Here is a 17,317-nt window from a genome sequence, read left to right as displayed (position 1 = left end):
TGGGCAAAATAATATTTTAAGGTAAAATAAAACAAGAATAGGTATCAAAAATTTCAAAAAAATAGCTTTTCGTTCAGTAATCGGGATAATCCTTTTTTTATTGGTGCTCGGTATTGTTTTTTCTTTGCCTTCTGTTCAAACAAGAGTCGCAAAATATTTTACTGATAGTATCAATAAAGATTTTGGGGTAAAAATTTCTGTAGATGAAGCCCGTGTATCTATTTTTGGTGGCGTAAAATTGAAAAAGGTATTAATTCTGGACCATCATAAGGATACCTTGATTTATTCGAATATAGTAAATACCAATATTTTAGATACTAAAAAAGTATTGGATGGTGATTTGATTTTTAGTGATATACGATTGAATGGGGTACTGTTTAATTTGAAAACATATAAAAACGAAAAACTATCGAATATTGATGTTTTTATTAATGCTTTCGAAACCGGAAAACCATCATCCGGGAAGCGTTTTTTGTTAAAAGCTGACAAAGCTTACATATCGAATGGACATTTTATTTTGACGGATGAAAATCGTCAAATTCCCAAGGACGTCGATTTTACCAAACTCAATGTTTCCTTGGATGATTTTATGCTTCATGGACCTAATGTGACTACGACAATCAAAAAAATGTCATTTTTAGATCATCGCGGGATTTATGTTGTTAACTTGAGTTCAAAGTTCAGTTACACTAAAAAGAATATAAAACTGGAAAATCTTGATTTAGTGACTAAAGATTCAAAATTGAAAGGAGATGTCGTTTTAAGTTATAAAATTGAGGATTTTCTAGATTTTAATAATAAAGTACACTTTGATGTAAAATTACAATCGGCTTTATTGGGTTCAAATGATATTAGGGGCTTTTATAAAGAATTAGGCAAAAATTTGCATTTCGATATAAAAACAAAGCTAACAGGAACCTTAAATGATTTAAAATTATCGGATTTAAAATTAGTTGATTCTAAAAAATCCCAAATAGAAGGTACTATAAAATTCAAAAATCTTTTTGGAAAAAAAGGACAGTATTTTTTTATGGATGGCGATTTTGATAAAATTTCGACTAGTTATGATAATCTTGTGGCTGTGCTTCCAAATGTTTTAGGAAAGAAATTGCCTTCTGAATTGAAAAAATTAGGCGTATTTACGATTGTTGGTAATTCTCAAGTTAGTGCAACTTCACTAGATTCGGATTTTTCGTTTTTATCAGATTTGGGTAAAGCGAAATCAGTTTTGAGCATGAGAAACATTGATTTTATCGATAAGGCGGCTTATTTTGGGAATATAGTTTTGGAAGATTTTGATATTGCTACTTTATTAGATCGAAAAGATCTTGGAAAAGTAAGTTTGGATGTTGATGTTGATGGTAAAGGTTTTACTGAAAAATACCTAAACACAGCTATAAAAGGAGTTGTTTCTAAGATTGATTTTAACAAATATACCTACAATAATATAGCGGTTGACGGTAATTTTAAAGCGCCAAACTATAAAGGGAAGATTGTAGTGAATGATCCTAACCTTGCAATGAATTTTGATGGTTTATTGGATTTAAGCGGGAAAGAAAATAAATACGATTTTCATATCAATGTTGAAAATGCGAATTTAAATAAATTGAATTTTATAAAAGATAGTGTTTCTGTTTTTAAAGGAGACATTATTGCTCAGGTTAGCGGAAAAACAATTGAAGATCTTCAAGGGAATATTTATATCCAAAAAACATCTTATCAAAATAAAAAAGACACCTATACTTTTAATGATTTCAATATCAATTCCAGTTTTGATAATGATAAGATTCGGACTATTACCATAAATTCCCCTGATATTGTTGAAGGTGAAATTGTCGGGAAATATCAGTTTAATCAATTGGTTAAATTAACAAAGAATTCTTTGGGAAGTCTTTATACAAATTTTAAACCCGAAAAGGTAAATAAGGGACAGTTTTTGAAGTTTAATTTTGCTATAAACAGTAAAATTATTGAGCTTTTTTTTCCTGAAATTTCAATTGGTTCTAATACAATCCTCAAAGGAAATATCAAATCAGACGTTCAGGAGTTTAAGCTTAATTTTAACTCACCACAAATTATAGCTTCTAAAAATACCTTTGATAATATAAGAGTTTCTGTAGATAATAAAAATCCACTTTACAATGCTTATGTTGAGTTGGATAGTATTAAAACTAAATATTATAAGATTCGTGATTTTAGTTTGATCAACGTAACCATGAAGGACACTTTATTCTTTAGATCTGAATTTAAAGGAGGTTCTAAAGGGCAAGATTATTTTAATTTGAACTTATACCACACTATTGATAAGAATAATTTTAATGTTGTGGGGATAAGTAAATCTGAGATGAAATTTAAGGATTATCTGTGGTTTTTGAATGAAAATGACACTCCTAATAACCAAATCGTTTTTGATAAATCATTCAAAAATTTTAAGATCGATGATATAATATTGTCTCATGAAAAACAGGCAATTTCATTAAAAGGGAATATAAAAGATATCTCTAATAAGGATTTAAAATTGAGTTTTAAAGATGTTGATTTGTTTAAAATTACGCCTGCTGATGATAAATTCGTATTTCGCGGAAATATGAACGGAGAAGTGAACTTCAAACAAAATAATGCGGTTTATAAACCGACTGCCTCACTAACAGTTGACCATTTAAACATTAATAAAACGGATCTTGGGGTACTGAAATTCGGTATTGAGGGCGATCAAAATTTTGAAAAGTTTACTATTAATTCTCTTTTAGAGAACGAAAATTTAGAATCGTTTAAAGCAGATGGGAATTTTGAAATAGTAAATAGAGAAGCAGTTCTGGACTTAAATTTAAAATTTGATAAATTTAATCTGGGGGTTTTGGGGTCTTTGGGAGGAGAAGTGCTTTCTAATATTAGAGGCTTTGTTTCAGGGAATGCAACTGTTGGAGGAAATGTTAAAAAACCTAAAATTAACGGACGTCTTTTCTTAGAGAAGACAGGAATGACAATTCCGTATTTAAATGTTGATTATGAGTTAAATGATCGGTCTGTAGTTGATTTGACGGAACAGAAATTTTTATTTAGAAACAATACTCTTACAGATACTAAATTTAATACTAAAGGATCATTAGAAGGAAGTATTGAGCATAATGTTTTTTCGGATTGGAGGTTAGATTTAAGTGTGAATTCTAAGAAATTACTTGTGCTCGATACAAAAGACAAAGAAGGTGCTGCTTATTATGGTACAGCATTTATAGACGGTAATGCCTCTATAAAAGGACCAACTAACGGTTTGTTTATTAAGGTCGATGCTAAATCTGAAAAAGGAACTACACTTAAAATACCGATTAACGATGCCGAGAGTGTAAGTGAAAGTAGTTTTATTCATTTTTTGACAGCCAAAGAAAAGTATAATATTGAAAAGGGAATTGTCGAAAAATCATCAAAATATAAAGGACTTGAGTTAGAGTTTGACCTTGATATTACTCCTGACGCTGAAGTTGAAGTGATTTTTGACCGCAGCTCAGGGCACGGACTCAAAGGGAAAGGATTTGGTACTTTATTGTTTAAAATAAATACATTGGGGAGATTCAATATGTGGGGGAATTTCCAGGCCTATGAAGGATCTTATAATTTTAAATACGGTGGATTAATAGATAAGAAATTTTCGGTAGAAAAAGGTGGTTCTATCGAATGGTTTGGTGATCCTATGAAAGCAGTATTAAATCTTAAAGCAGTATACAAAACGATAGCAAATCCATCCGTATTATTAGAGAATTCGTCTTTTAACAGAAAAGTACCCGTTGAAGTGGTTATTGGTATTCGAGGGGATTTAGCGAGTCCAGAACCCGATTTTAATATTGAGTTTCCAACAGTAAGTAATGTGTTAAAATCAGAGATTCAATATAAGTTGAATGACAAAGATGTAAGGCAAACACAGGCTTTGTATCTGCTTTCGTCGGGAGGGTTTTTAAGTCCTGAAGGAGTGAGCCAATCGGATTTTTCCGGTAGTTTATTTGAAACGGCATCTAGTTTATTAGGTGGTATAATAAAATCTGATGACGAAAAATTTAAAGTCGGGCTGAATTATATTTCTGCTGATCGAAGAATAGGCAAGGAGACTGATGGTAGGTTTGTAGCAACCATTTCTTCAAAAGTTAATGAAAGGATTACAATAAATGGGAAGGTTGGGGTTCCATTCGGAGGAATTAATGAGTCAGCTATAGTTGGGGATTTAGAAGTACTATATAGAGTTAATGAAGATGGAACAATGAATCTGCGTTTATTTAACCGAGAAAATGATATCAATTATGTTGGGCAAGGTATTGGTTATACTCAAGGAGTAGGGGTTTCTTATGAAGTTGATTTTGATACTTTTAAAGAATTAATCAATAAAATATTTAAAAAGCATAAGTTGGGTAAAGAAGATGTAATTACGAATCAATTTCAAGATTCAAATCTAGCTCCTGAGTATATTAATTTTTCGAAACCAAAGAATCCCAAAAAAGAGAATCCACCGAAAAATAAAGAAGCCGTAATGCCAAAAGAAGACTAATTTAGAATCGGTTTTAGCCATTAAACAGTTTCTAAAGACTGTACTGAAAAATCGAATAATCTAAAAGGAATATTGTTTTGATTCAAGTCAATTTTTGAATTAATAAACTGGAGCTTAATAAGCTTTTTTATTGGCTATATAAATAGTTAAAACTATATAATTTAGTGTAGTTAGCTTTAAGTTTCTAAAAATGTTTTTCACCACAGATTACATAAATTTCTACAAATTAATTCGTTTTAATTTGTGGAATTTGGGTGAAATTTTAGCCTTGAAAATTTTTAGTTTGCCTAGCAAAATATATGTTCTGAAGATTCATAGAGGTTTAGTTTAAAATAAACTTATCAACGAAAACGTTTGAATTTGAGAAATGATATTAATTTACTGAAAACATAGCATTATAACTGTGTTATGTTTGCTAGTTTTACACTTTAATACTTAAATAATGCAAAAAACAATAAAAAAAATAGGTGTTCTTACATCCGGAGGAGATTCCCCTGGAATGAATGCTGCTATTCGATCAGTTGTTCGAACTTGCGCTTATCATAATATAGAATGCATTGGAATTTATAGAGGTTATCAGGGTATGATTGAAGGAGACTTCAAAGAAATGGGACCTCGAAGCGTAAATAATATTGTTAATAAAGGAGGAACTGTTCTAAAATCAGCACGTTCTCTTGATTTTAAAACTTCAGAAGGCAGAATAAAAGCGCATGAGAATCTTTTAAAAGCAGGAATTGATGCTTTAGTGGTTATTGGCGGAGATGGAACATTTACCGGAGGATTGCTTTTTAATTCTGAATTTGATTTTCCAATAATGGGAATTCCCGGAACAATTGATAATGATATTTACGGTACAAGTCATACTCTTGGCTATGATACGGCATTGAATACGGTTGTTGATGTAATCGATAAGATCAGAGATACGGCAAGTTCACATAACCGACTATTTTTTGTTGAAGTTATGGGAAGAGATGCCGGACATATCGCTTTGAATGCCGGTATTGGAGCAGGAGCAGAGGAAATCCTTATACCAGAGGAAAATTTAGGATTGGACAGATTACTGGAATCTTTGCAAAAAAGTAAAGCTTCGGGTAAATCATCTAGTATTGTTGTAATTGCCGAAGGAGACAAAATTGGAAAAAACGTTTTTGAATTAAAAGATTACGTAGAAGCTAATTTACCTGAATATGATGTAAGAGTTTCGGTTTTAGGACACATGCAACGCGGAGGTTCGCCTTCTTGTTTTGATAGAGTTTTAGCAAGTAGATTGGGCGTAAAAGCAGTCGAATCTTTATTGGAAGGAAAATCAAATTATATGGTTGGTTTACAAAATGACAAAGTAAATCTTACTCCTTTGGAGCAAGCCATAAAAGGTAAATCTGAGATTGATAGAGAATTATTGAGAGTTTCGGACATCATGTCAACATAAGAATATATTGAAGTTTATTGTGAGGAAATTAGACTTTAAATAAGTTAAATAGAAAAGGAAAATAAACAAAAATTAAAGCAAAATGTCAAAAGTAAAATTAGGAATAAACGGTTTCGGAAGAATTGGAAGAATCGTTTTTAGAGAATCATTTAATAGAGATAATGTAGAGGTAGTGGCGATCAACGATTTATTAGACGTAGATCATTTGGCTTATTTATTAAAATACGATTCAGTTCACGGACGTTTCGCAGGAAAAGTGGAAGTTATTGACGGAAAACTTTTTGTGAACGATAAAAATATTAGAATTACTGCAGAAAGAGAACCAGCAAACTTAAAATGGAATGAAGTTGATGTTGATGTTGTTGCTGAATGTACTGGTTTCTTTACAACTGTAGAAACAGCAAACGCACACATTACTGGTGGAGCAAAAAAAGTAATTATTTCTGCACCTTCTGCTGATGCTCCAATGTTTGTAATGGGAGTAAATCACGATAAAGCTTTAGCTACTGATCTTGTAGTTTCTAACGCTTCTTGTACTACTAACTGTTTGGCTCCTTTGGCTAAAGTTATTAATGACAATTTTGGAATTGTTGAAGCGTTGATGACTACAGTTCACGCAACGACTTCTACTCAAATGACTACTGACGGACCATCTAGAAAAGACTGGAGAGGCGGACGTGCTGCTTCATGCAACATAATTCCATCTTCAACAGGTGCTGCAAAAGCAGTTGGTAAAGTTATTCCGGAATTAGACGGAAAATTAACAGGTATGTCTATGCGTGTTCCTACTACTGATGTTTCTGTAGTTGACTTAACAGTGAAAGTTGCAAAAGAAACTTCTTATGCTGAGATTATGTCAGTTTTAAAATTAGCTTCTGAAACTACTATGAAAGGTGTTTTAGGATATACTGAAGATTTAGTTGTTTCTCAAGATTTCGTTTCTGATTCAAGAACTTCTATCATCGATGCAAATGCTGGTATCGGTTTGAATTCTACTTTCTTCAAAATCATATCTTGGTATGACAATGAGTATGGTTATTCAAGTAAATTAATCGATTTATCGGTACACATTGCAGGCTTAAAATAATTATCTATATTTACAAAATCCCGTTATCTTTAATGTTTAACGGGATTTTATTTTTTTACTTTGCGGAATAAATTTATTTTGAATAGTAAAAGCGAAACCTAAAAACCAAAGAAATGAGATTAATAGTTGATAGTGGTTCAACCAAAGCTGATTGGATTGCAATAGATGATGAGGGAAAAGTATTGTTTACGACTCAAACATTGGGTTTGAATCCTGAAACTCTTGAAAAAGAGGAAATAATTAAGCGATTGAATGATCGTTTTGATATTTTGCAAAACAAAAATAATGCAACCCATTTGTTTTTTTATGGAGCCGGTTGTGGAACTGATAGAATGAAAATTGCCCTTTCGCAAATTTTCCAAAGCTATTTTCCAAATGCAATCATAGCGGTTGAAGAAGATACTTATGCTGCTGTCTATGCAACAACACCTAAAGGTCAAGAAGCAATTGTTTGTATTTTGGGAACAGGATCTAACTGTAGCTATTTTGATGGTAAAGAATTGCACCAAAAAGTACAATCATTGGGCTATATTGCTATGGATGATTGTAGTGGTAATGTTTTTGGAAAAGAACTGATAAGAAAATATTATTTCAACAAGATGCCAAAAGAGTTGGCTGAACAATTTGAGAAAGAATACGATTTAGATCCAGATTCAATTAAGAGTAAATTGTATAAGGAGCCTAATCCAAACGCTTATTTGGCGACTTTCGCAAAGTTCTTAATCCAACATAAAGATTCAGAATTCTGTAAGAAAATTATTTTCAAAGGAATGAAGTCTTTCGTAAAAAACTACATCAGACAATTTGATAATTGCAAAGAAGTACCGGTACATTTTGTAGGTTCTATTGCTTTCTATTTAAAAGATGAATTACAGCAGACTTTTGATAAATATGAATTACAATTAGGCAATGTGTTGAGAAGACCAATTGATGGTTTGATTGCTTACCATATCGCTAACAAATAATTTATGGAAATTGCCATTATTGCGCACGATAGTAAAAAAGCAGATTTAGTTAAATTCTTAATTAAAAACAAAACGGTTTTACAGCAAGAAAAAATAAAACTTATTGCTACTGGAACTACCGGTGGAAAAGCCGAGGAAGCTGGCTTTAAGACTAAGAGAATGCTTTCCGGTCCATTAGGAGGTGATGCGCAAATTGCTGGTAGAGTTGCAGAGGGAATAACTAAAATGGTTTTCTTTTTTAAAGATCCATTATCGAGTCATCCTCATGAAGCAGACATCAATATGCTTATTCGTGTTTGTGATGTACATAATGTGCCGCTGGCGACTAATGAAGCAACGGCACAATTATTATTAGATGCTATAGGATTGCAATCATAGAAATTTCTACATTTACATTTTTTGGCAAACAAGCCACTTGAACCGTTTCACGTGCTGGAGCGGTTATTTCGTTAAAATAGGATCCATAGACCGCATTAATACTTGCAAAATCATTCATGTTCATGATGAATATACTTGTTTTAACAACGTTTTCAAAGGTCATTCCTGCCGCATGGAGAACTGCTTTCATATTTTCCATTACTTGTTTCGTTTCGACTTCTATATTGCCTAAATTAAGTTCGCCTGTTTCTGGTATGATGGCAATTTGCCCTGAAGCATAAAGTGTATCGCCTTTAAGTACGGCTTGATTGTATGGTCCAATAGGAGCAGGAGCTTTCTCTGTAAATATTATTTTTTTCATAATTATGGTGTATTGATAGTTTATAGTATGTGAATCTATTTTTAGTTTCTATTTAACCCAAATAATTAGCAGAAAGTTTAACGGCCTACATTTCTACTTCTTTTGTCCCATTTTATATCGCTCAAGACGCCTGATTTTATTCCTATAAAGAAACCCCAATTAGCATAGTCTCCAAATGGAGTCCAATTGAAATCCATTCTCCAGCTTAATAAATCTCTTTCGAAACGCAATTGAGTAAATGTAACTCCGTTTTGGACAAAGTCGTAACCTGTTGAAATTCCGGCTTTCCATTTGGGTGTTAAATCGGCATTTGCAGAAATCATAATAGAATTTCCTATTATTTTTTTCTCTCTATTGTTATTTCCATAAGTCAATGAATAAGCAAAGGTCATATCCCATGGTAGATTTGCTTTGAAAAATTCCGAAATCTTATCTTCGCCTTGATCTTCGTCTTCGTCAAATTGGCTTTTATAGTTGTTGTCAACTGTATTTATTCCAAAAAGATCATCTTCTCGGCCACCATTTCTTTCTCCTTGGCTATTTTTGTCTTTTTTATCTTTGCCTTCTTTGCTGGATATAGAATAATTTAGGGTCATGTTGGCGCTTGTCATTCTAAATAAACTTCCACCGTTATTGATATTGTAAACATTAATTCTAGTTCCGGAGTTATCAATAGCATAAGGATCTAAGGTTGCTCCAAAATTCATATTCATTTTATTTTGGAATAATTGGGTTCCTCCACTAAGTCTTACAGGAGACCAAGCTAGAGAGGTTACTCCATCAGCATCTAGATTGTAATTTGTAGAAAGGTTTAAATTATTAAGTAACATGATTTTTTTAGGCTCTGTTTTAGTACTGTCCTTGTCGGTTACTTTAGCTTCAAAAGTATTACTTAAGCTGAAACCTAAATTATTAGAACGATTTAAACCGGGTGCACCAAAAATACCTCCTTCAAAACGAGAATACTGTTTGTTTATGTTTCCGCTTGCGTCAGTTGCATAGGTGTCATAGTATTTTTCAAAACTTGGAGTGTAGCCATAAGATAATGAGGGTCTCATGACGTGTCTTATAGATTTTATTTTTTTATCTTCTCCAAAATTAAAAGTACCATAAATAGTAGTTCCTATACTTGAAGAAAAAGAATAGGTTCTAAAAGCATCAAAACCATTTACTACTTTGTCTACTACCTTACTTTGGTCTGTATCGAAATTTCGTTCAATTGTTTTGGCATACCAAATTTCTTCATAATTTAAAGAAGTAGATGCGCTAAAATATTTGAACAACTTAAAATTGGTACTCAATGGAATACTGTGTTGGAGACCAACTTTAGCATCTCTAAACATTTGAGGCTTAAAAAAAAGAGAGTCCGTTGTGCTAATACTGTTTCTTCCGTTTAAATTATATTGTAAATTGATGTTTTTGAAAAAACCTTTTTTAATGTCATCTTTTCCAACAAAAGGATAAATACGATCTACACTAAGTTGCAGTGTAGGCAAGGTCATATCAATCATTTCCGTTTGTGTATTTTGAGAATGTGTAGCCGATAAGGACATTCTAACTTGAGGAACGGAATTAAATGTTTTTGAATAAGAAACCGATGAACTTAATGTGTTATTAAGGTTTGAACCAATATTCACCTGATTTATAGATTGTTTAAAATATTTGCTGCTTCCAAGATTCACAGATGCAGAGAAACTCGAATTCGGGTTTGCTTTGGCATCTCTCGAATGCGACCATTGGATGTTGTAAATGCGTTGTTTTGAATAATCGGGATAGCCTCTTTCGCTACTGATTAAATTTTCGAACCTAACATTGACATTGCCTCGAAAAGCATATCGTTTGGCATAAGAAGATTCAAAACGCATACCATAACTACCATTAGTGTAATAATCTCCCAATACAGTTAGATCGTAATGGTCATTTAAAGCAAAGTAATATCCTCCGTTTTGCAATGAAAACCCTCTGTCATTTGAATCGTTATAACTAGGTAAAATAATACCTGATATACTGGTTTCTTTACTCATTGGAAAATAAGCAAAAGGCAGAGCGATTGGCGTTGGAACATTAGCGATAACCATATTAGTTAAACCGGTTATTACTTTTTTGCCAGGAATAAATTTTACCTTATTGGTTTGGAAATAATATTCGGGATTGTCTACATCCTTAGAGGTTGTAAATCGGGCTCCTCTTAAAAAGTAAACAGAATCGTTTTCTTTTTTTGAGATTGCGGCCTTAACTTTAAATTCTCCCTGATCGGTTCTGGAATTCCAAATTAAAGCTTTTTTTGTTTTGAAATTAAATCGAATGGAATCTGGTTCTACTTCATTTTGACCTTGTTTAAAATTAGGATACTGAGTGTATTTCCCTGTAGAATCTTTAATTCGGCCTGCATAGACTTCGTTTTTTTCGTAATCCATGACAATTATTCCCGATTTTAATTCAACGTCTTGATAATTAAGTTCGGCTTTGTCGTATAAAGTTATCAGTTTTTTCTTTTGGTCAATTTTTACATATTGTTCCGCTTTGTATTTTACTTTGCCGTCAAGAAATGCTTTTTTGGGCTTAATACTATCTATTTTTTTAACGGTATCAATTTCTTTTGTTTGTTCTAGGATCTTTTTACTGTCAGCTTTTGTATCTAAATTAGAAGGATTTGCTTGTTTTTTGACAGAAATGGATGTCTTTTTTTTTGATATATCTTGTGAGTAGGTATTACCGCATCCGATTGTAAGGAAAAAGGATATTAAAACGATATTAAATAAGTTTGTCTGCAAAGGTTTAAATGCTATTTTTGTAAAATTATGGCTTGTTTTTTGAAGTGTCAAACTTACATATTATTTTTTGTCAAAAATAATCAAATAAAGATTTATAGCCATAGTGTTTTTAATTAAAATTATTTTTTGATGCATTTATTAAATAAAACTAAACTAGCGCTTATTTTTCTTATAATTATAGGCTCTTATAATTCCTATAGCCAAACCAATACCTTCAGAGTTACCTTAGATGCCGGTCATGGAGCGCATGATTTTGGTGCGGTGTACAATGGTCATATTGAGAAAAATATTGCTTTGGCGATTGTGTTAAAAGTAGGTAAAATATTAGAAACCAAGCCTAGTATTGCTGTAATCTACACTAGAAAGACGGATGTTTTTATTGATTTGATCGAAAGAGCTAATATCGCTAATAGAGCCGATGCCAATATTTTTGTTTCCATTCACTGTAATGCTAATAAAAATACTGCTGCTGATGGTACCGAAACCTATGTAATGGGTATGAATAAAATTGCATCAAATTTAGAGGCGGCCAAAAAGGAGAACTCGGTTATTACACTCGAGAAAGACTATAAAACCAAGTATGAAGGTTTTGATCCGAACACACCCGAAACAATGATTGGGATGACTTTGATGCAAGAAGAATATTTGGATAACAGCATCTCTTTGGCAAGTAAAATTCAGGAAGGTTTTGGACGATTAGGAAAAAAATTGAGACACGGAGGGGTAAAACAAGCGCCTTTTATGGTACTTCATAAAGCGTATATGCCAAGGGTTTTGGTTGAAACAGGATTTATATCTAATTATACCGAAGGGAATTTATTGGATTCAGAAGAAGGGCAAAATGAGATTGCGGAAGCCATTGCTGAAGCGATTGTTAGTTATAAAAATGAATATTTTGGTAGCGATTCAGATGATTTTATAGAAGTTAAACCTTCTCAGAGAAGTACCGTTACAACACCTAAAGATAGTTCTGCTTCGGTAAAAACGAAAGTAAATCAGGATGCAATAGAATTAAAAAAGCCTATTGGGAAACTAGATGACTCTAAAGCTCTTTTTAAAGTACAGATTTCGGCAAGTGTTAGAAAAATGGATTTGCAACCTAGAAATTTCAACGGATTGACGAATGTTACATTAGAGTATGATGATAAAGTTTATAAATATATGTACGGTGAAACTCAGGATTATAACGAATCGAAAAGGCTGTTAGAAGAAGCCAAATCAAAAGGATATAATTCGGCTTTTTTGATAGCTTTTAAAAACGGACAGAAAATTAGTATTCAAGAAGCGATCAAAAATTAATTTAATATGAAATGTTTGTATTAAATTTGTAATAAAAAAACTAAATTTTGAAAATAGTATCAGGGGTTAAAACGAGATTGGCAGTTACTTTGCTGATTTTTTCTTTAAATGTTTTTTCTCAATCCAATAATAAATTTGTCGTTATTTTAGATGCAGGTCATGGGGGAAAAGACCCTGGGAATTCTTATCACGGTTTTGTTGAGAAAGAAATAGCGCTTAAAACCACCTTAAAAGTAGAGCGTTACCTCGAAAAAGATCCTCAAATAAAAGTGGTTTATACCCGAAAAAAAGATGTTTTTATAGGTTTAAGCGAAAGACCAAAAACGGGAAACGATATTAATGCAAACTTATTTGTTTCCATCCATTGCAATTCGGTTAAAAATCCGGTTCCTTATGGTACTGAAACTTATGTGATGGGTTTAGCGCGCTCGAGCACTAATTTTGAAATTGCCAAAAGAGAAAACTCCGTAATTTTATTAGAAAAAGATTATAAAGAAACCTACAAAGGTTTTGATCCTAATAAGCCAGAAACCTTGATAGGATTAAAAATGCTGCAAGAGGAATATTTGGAAAGAAGTATTCGTTTGGCTTCAAAAATAGAAAATAATTTCTCCAATAAATTGCATCGAAAATCTAGAGGAATTAAACAAATACCTTTATGGGTTTTGGATGCTTCTTATATGCCAAGTGTATTAATTGAATTGGGTTTTTTGTCAAATAAAGAAGAAGGTCTTTATTTGAATTCCGAATTTGGTCAGGAAAAAATGGCAGAAGCTATTGCTGATGCTATTATTAGTTATAAGAAAGAATATTTTGGAACTGCATCGAACATCCCGGTTGCTAAGAATGGGCAAGCGAATAAGATTAAAGATACTTTTACTTCTAAGAAAGAGGAAAAAGAGGAAGCGACTGTAAAAAAACGAATTGCACAAAAAGAAGAAATAAATGCCGCAAACTCGGAGGTAGTCTTTAAGGTTCAAATTGCATCGGGAAAAAGAATGCTAGAATTAAAGCCAGCTAATTTTAAAGGATTAACGAATGTTTCCTTGTTAAATGAAGATAATGGTTTTTATAAATATGTATACGGTTCTACTTCAGATTACAAAGAGGCCAAACAGAATTTAGAGGTTGCAAAATCCAAAGGTTTCTCGTCGGCCTATCTGATAGCCTTTAAAAACGGATTAAAAATCAGCGTTCAAGAAGCGATTAAATTATAACAAGTTCAAATTATTATATTAAATTTGTCCAAAATACTTAGATTTTGAAATTAACAAGAGAGATTAAAACAGCAATTTTAGTAATTGCGTCGATACTATTATTTATTTGGGGATACAGTTTCTTAAAAGGAAAGGACCTTTTTAGTAGTTATAAAACATTGTATGTTGAATACGAAACAGTGGAAGGTCTAGCCGCATCGGCTCCTATTACCCTAAATGGATTGGCAATAGGAAAGGTAACTAGTATTACGATAAATGAAAATACAGGGAAGTTATTGGTAGAATTACAAATTAAGAGTGATTTTCCTATTTCAAAAACCAGTATTGCATCTATTTATGAGCCTGGTTTTATAGGAGGAAAGCAAATTGCGATTATTCCTAATTTTGCTGACAAGTCAATCGCAGTAAATGGTGATCGATTAAAAGGAAGTGTTAAATCGGGACTTACTCAAAACGTAGGAGATAAATTAGTTCCTATTCAAGAGAAACTCGAAAAAATAATGGTTAATGCCGATAGTTTACTAACGGGGCTTAACAATGTATTAGATAAGAAAGCACAACAGGATTTAAGGATTAGTTTGGCTGAGTTAAGCAAAACAATGGAGCAATTCCACAAGGCTTCATTAAGTATGAACACGATCTTAGACGACAACAAAGGTCAAATTAAAGGAGCCGTTTCTAACTTTAATAAGATATCTTCTAATTTTTCTAAAATATCGGACTCTTTAAATAAAGCCGATTTAGGAAAAACGGTTAAAGATTTAAACCAAACATTAGCCAAAGTTAATGGTATTATGAGTGGTTTAGAATCCGGAAAAGGTACAATGGGGAAAATGTTGAATGATGATGCTTTGTACACTAATTTAGCTAAAACTTCAAAAGAATTGGAGTTATTACTGCAAGACGTGAGACTTTATCCTACGCGATATGTGAATGTTTCTCTTTTTGGAAAGAAAAACAAACCTTATAAAGCAGCTGTTAACGATACTATTTTAAGCGATAAAAAATAATTTTCATGAGCTATTTAGACAACATATTATTTGCCATTTTATTAGTTATTGGATTTGGTTATTTTTTTAGTAATATAAAAAAAATACACCGAAACATAAATCTTGGGATTGCCGTTGACAGAAAAGACAATCCAGGTTTGAGATGGAAAAATATGGCCATGATTGCTCTTGGGCAATCAAAAATGGTAAAAAGACCTGTTGCTGGTGTCTTGCATATAATTGTCTATTTAGGTTTTATTATTATTAATATCGAATTATTAGAAATCATCATTGATGGTTTGTTTGATACGCATCGAATATTTTCTTTTTTAGGATTGGGATATGATATCTTGATTGGTTCATTTGAAATATTAGCATTATTAGTTTTGGTTGCTGTATCTGTTTTTTGGATCAGACGAAATGTAATCCGATTAAAGCGTTTTATAAATCCGGATTTAAACGGATTTCCTAAAAGCGATGCCAATTACATCCTTTATTTTGAAATGGTTTTGATGGCTTTGTTTTTATTAATGAATGCTTCCGACTTGCATTTGCAGAATGTTCCGGGAGGTTTTTCTCATTTTGTAAAAGCGGGTTCCTTTCCTGTAAGCCAATTTATTGCGCCTTTATTCAATGGGATGTCAAATGAATCGGTGTTGTTATTCACAGAAGCGTTTTGGTGGTTGCATATTGTTGGGATTTTTGTTTTTATGAATTATTTGTATTTCTCAAAACACTTGCACATACTATTGGCTTTCCCAAATACCTATTTTGCCAATCTTAACCCTTTGGGTCAGTTCGATAATTTAGAAGCAGTTACTAAAGAAGTTAAAATGATGATGGATCCTAATGCTGATCCATTTGCTGCAGCTCCCGCAAATGAAGGAGAAGTGCCAACTAAATTTGGTGCAAGCGACGTTCAGGACTTAAATTGGGTGCAGCTCTTAAATGCTTATACTTGTACAGAATGTGGAAGATGTACTTCTTCTTGTCCTGCAAATCTTACCGGTAAAAAATTATCGCCTCGTAAGATTATGATGGATACCAGAGATAGGCTTGAGGAAGTTGGGAAGAATATTGACGCGAATAAAGGCGTTTTTATTCCGGATAATAAGACATTATTGAATGATTATATTACACCAGAAGAATTATGGGCTTGTACTTCATGTAACGCCTGCGTAGAGGAATGTCCTGTTAATATCAGCCCGCTATCGATTATTATGGATATGCGTCGTTATTTGGTTATGGAACAAAGCGCAGCGCCAATGCCTTTAAATACGATGATGACTAATGTTGAAAACAATGGTGCACCATGGCAATACAATCAACAAGATCGATTGAATTGGAAAAACGAGAATTAGTTTTTGGAATAGAAAACTAATGAATTTAATTTTTCAGGATAATAGTAAAAATATTTCTTAGGTATTTCGTAAAATCGAATACTTTTAAAATACAAAAAAATAAAAGATGTCAGAAAATTTAATAGTGCCAACAATGGCAGAAATGCTAGCTCAAGGAAAACAGCCTGAAGTATTGTTTTGGGTAGGTTGTGCTGGAAGTTTTGATGATAGAGCAAAAAGAATAACAAAGGCATTTGTGCGAATTCTAAATCGTTCTAATGTTTCTTTCGCAGTACTTGGTGCTGAAGAAAGTTGTACTGGTGATCCCGCAAAAAGAGCCGGAAATGAGTTTTTGTTTCAAATGCAAGCCATGATGAATATTGAAGTTCTGAATGCTTATGAGGCAAAAAAAATAGTTACCGCTTGTCCGCATTGTTTCAATACTTTGAAAAATGAATATCCGGAATTGGGTGGGAAATATGAGGTAATTCATCATACTGAATTTTTGAAATCACTTTTAGATGATGGAAGACTGACAATTGAAGGCGGACAATTCAAAGGCAAACGAATCACTTTTCACGACCCTTGCTATTTAGGAAGAGCCAATAATGTATATGAAGCACCAAGAGATTTAATTCTTAAATTGGATGCCGAATTAGTGGAGATGAAGCGTTCTAAAGCCAATGGGCTTTGCTGTGGTGCCGGTGGTGCCCAGATGTTTAAAGATGCTGAACCAGGAAACAAGGAAGTCAATGTTTTAAGAACCGAAGACGCCTTAGAAACAAAACCGGAAATAATTGCCGCGGGTTGCCCTTTTTGTAATACCATGATGACTGATGGAATCAAATTCAAAGAAAAAGAAGCCGAAGTTAAGGTAATGGATATCGCCGAATTGATTGCTAACGCACAAGATTTGTAAGCGATTCTGATAGCTTCTTTGCTTA

General features: G+C 32.6%; 12 protein-coding genes. 10 read left to right on the top strand and 2 right to left on the bottom strand.

All coding sequences use genetic code 11. The features are described 5' to 3' along the window. The first annotated feature begins 103 nt into the window (after positions 1 to 103). The 5 genes from ACMDB5_RS12850 to ACMDB5_RS12830 all read left to right on the top strand — a co-directional run bounded on the left by ACMDB5_RS12850 (position 104) and on the right by ACMDB5_RS12830 (position 8,393). Positions 104 to 4,534, top strand: a complete 4,431-nt coding sequence (locus tag ACMDB5_RS12850; protein WP_413998660.1) for a translocation/assembly module TamB domain-containing protein — start codon at positions 104 to 106, stop codon at positions 4,532 to 4,534. 442 nt (positions 4,535 to 4,976) lie between these two features. After that, on the top strand, positions 4,977 to 5,963 hold the full coding sequence (gene pfkA, locus ACMDB5_RS12845; RefSeq protein ID WP_230062558.1) for a 6-phosphofructokinase: 987 nt from the start codon (positions 4,977 to 4,979) through the stop codon (positions 5,961 to 5,963). An 82-nt stretch (positions 5,964 to 6,045) separates the two neighbouring features. Beyond that, complete coding sequence (gene gap, locus ACMDB5_RS12840; protein ID WP_413998659.1) at positions 6,046 to 7,050, top strand: type I glyceraldehyde-3-phosphate dehydrogenase; 1,005 nt, start codon at positions 6,046 to 6,048, stop codon at positions 7,048 to 7,050. A 113-nt stretch (positions 7,051 to 7,163) separates the two neighbouring features. Continuing rightward, on the top strand, positions 7,164 to 8,015 hold the full coding sequence (locus ACMDB5_RS12835; protein ID WP_413998658.1) for a BadF/BadG/BcrA/BcrD ATPase family protein: 852 nt from the start codon (positions 7,164 to 7,166) through the stop codon (positions 8,013 to 8,015). Between the two features lie 3 nt (positions 8,016 to 8,018). Further along, entirely contained in the window at positions 8,019 to 8,393 is a 375-nt protein-coding gene (locus tag ACMDB5_RS12830; protein ID WP_413998657.1) for a methylglyoxal synthase, read from the top strand. Here the strand turns inward: ACMDB5_RS12830 and ACMDB5_RS12825 are convergent. Then, positions 8,374 to 8,754: a RidA family protein gene (locus ACMDB5_RS12825; RefSeq protein WP_413998656.1), complete on the bottom strand. Its 381-nt coding sequence runs from the start codon at positions 8,752 to 8,754 to the stop codon at positions 8,374 to 8,376. The genes ACMDB5_RS12830 and ACMDB5_RS12825 overlap by 20 nt on opposite strands. Positions 8,755 to 8,831: 77 nt before the next feature. Continuing rightward, positions 8,832 to 11,579: a putative LPS assembly protein LptD gene (locus ACMDB5_RS12820; RefSeq protein ID WP_413998655.1), complete on the bottom strand. Its 2,748-nt coding sequence runs from the start codon at positions 11,577 to 11,579 to the stop codon at positions 8,832 to 8,834. 78 nt (positions 11,580 to 11,657) lie between these two features. Here ACMDB5_RS12820 and ACMDB5_RS12815 point away from each other — a divergent pair, with 78 nt between their 5' ends. The 5 genes from ACMDB5_RS12815 (at position 11,658) to ACMDB5_RS12795 (ending at position 17,292) form a co-directional block, all read left to right on the top strand. Next, a complete protein-coding gene (locus ACMDB5_RS12815; RefSeq protein ID WP_413998654.1) occupies positions 11,658 to 12,827 on the top strand; it encodes an N-acetylmuramoyl-L-alanine amidase family protein in 1,170 nt (389 codons plus the stop codon). 47 nt (positions 12,828 to 12,874) lie between these two features. Then, positions 12,875 to 14,044, top strand: coding sequence for an N-acetylmuramoyl-L-alanine amidase family protein (locus ACMDB5_RS12810; protein ID WP_413998653.1), 1,170 nt, complete (start codon positions 12,875 to 12,877; stop codon positions 14,042 to 14,044). 44 nt (positions 14,045 to 14,088) lie between these two features. Next, positions 14,089 to 15,054, top strand: a complete 966-nt coding sequence (locus ACMDB5_RS12805) for an MlaD family protein (RefSeq protein ID WP_413998652.1) — start codon at positions 14,089 to 14,091, stop codon at positions 15,052 to 15,054. A gap of 5 nt (positions 15,055 to 15,059) precedes the next feature. Further along, a complete protein-coding gene (locus tag ACMDB5_RS12800; protein ID WP_413998651.1) occupies positions 15,060 to 16,394 on the top strand; it encodes a 4Fe-4S dicluster domain-containing protein in 1,335 nt (444 codons plus the stop codon). A 106-nt stretch (positions 16,395 to 16,500) separates the two neighbouring features. After that, positions 16,501 to 17,292, top strand: coding sequence for a (Fe-S)-binding protein (locus ACMDB5_RS12795; RefSeq protein WP_413998650.1), 792 nt, complete (start codon positions 16,501 to 16,503; stop codon positions 17,290 to 17,292). The last annotated feature ends 25 nt before the right edge of the window (positions 17,293 to 17,317 follow it).

Source organism: Flavobacterium sp. W1B, assembly GCF_047344965.1.
GTDB lineage: Bacteria > Bacteroidota > Bacteroidia > Flavobacteriales > Flavobacteriaceae > Flavobacterium.
This window is presented reverse-complemented; position numbering and strand designations above follow the sequence as displayed.

What these genes read in the sequence shown, in the direction of transcription:
- ACMDB5_RS12815 (WP_413998654.1), top strand. Translation starts at nt 11,658, where the DNA reads ATGCATTTATTAAATAAAACTAAACTAGCGCTTATTTTTCTTATAATT.
- pfkA (WP_230062558.1), top strand. Translation starts at nt 4,977, where the DNA reads ATGCAAAAAACAATAAAAAAAATAGGTGTTCTTACATCCGGAGGAGAT.
- gap (WP_413998659.1), top strand. Translation starts at nt 6,046, where the DNA reads ATGTCAAAAGTAAAATTAGGAATAAACGGTTTCGGAAGAATTGGAAGA.
- ACMDB5_RS12835 (WP_413998658.1), top strand. Translation starts at nt 7,164, where the DNA reads ATGAGATTAATAGTTGATAGTGGTTCAACCAAAGCTGATTGGATTGCA.
- ACMDB5_RS12825 (WP_413998656.1), bottom strand. Translation starts at nt 8,754, where the DNA reads ATGAAAAAAATAATATTTACAGAGAAAGCTCCTGCTCCTATTGGACCA.
- ACMDB5_RS12830 (WP_413998657.1), top strand. Translation starts at nt 8,019, where the DNA reads ATGGAAATTGCCATTATTGCGCACGATAGTAAAAAAGCAGATTTAGTT.
- ACMDB5_RS12800 (WP_413998651.1), top strand. Translation starts at nt 15,060, where the DNA reads ATGAGCTATTTAGACAACATATTATTTGCCATTTTATTAGTTATTGGA.
- ACMDB5_RS12795 (WP_413998650.1), top strand. Translation starts at nt 16,501, where the DNA reads ATGTCAGAAAATTTAATAGTGCCAACAATGGCAGAAATGCTAGCTCAA.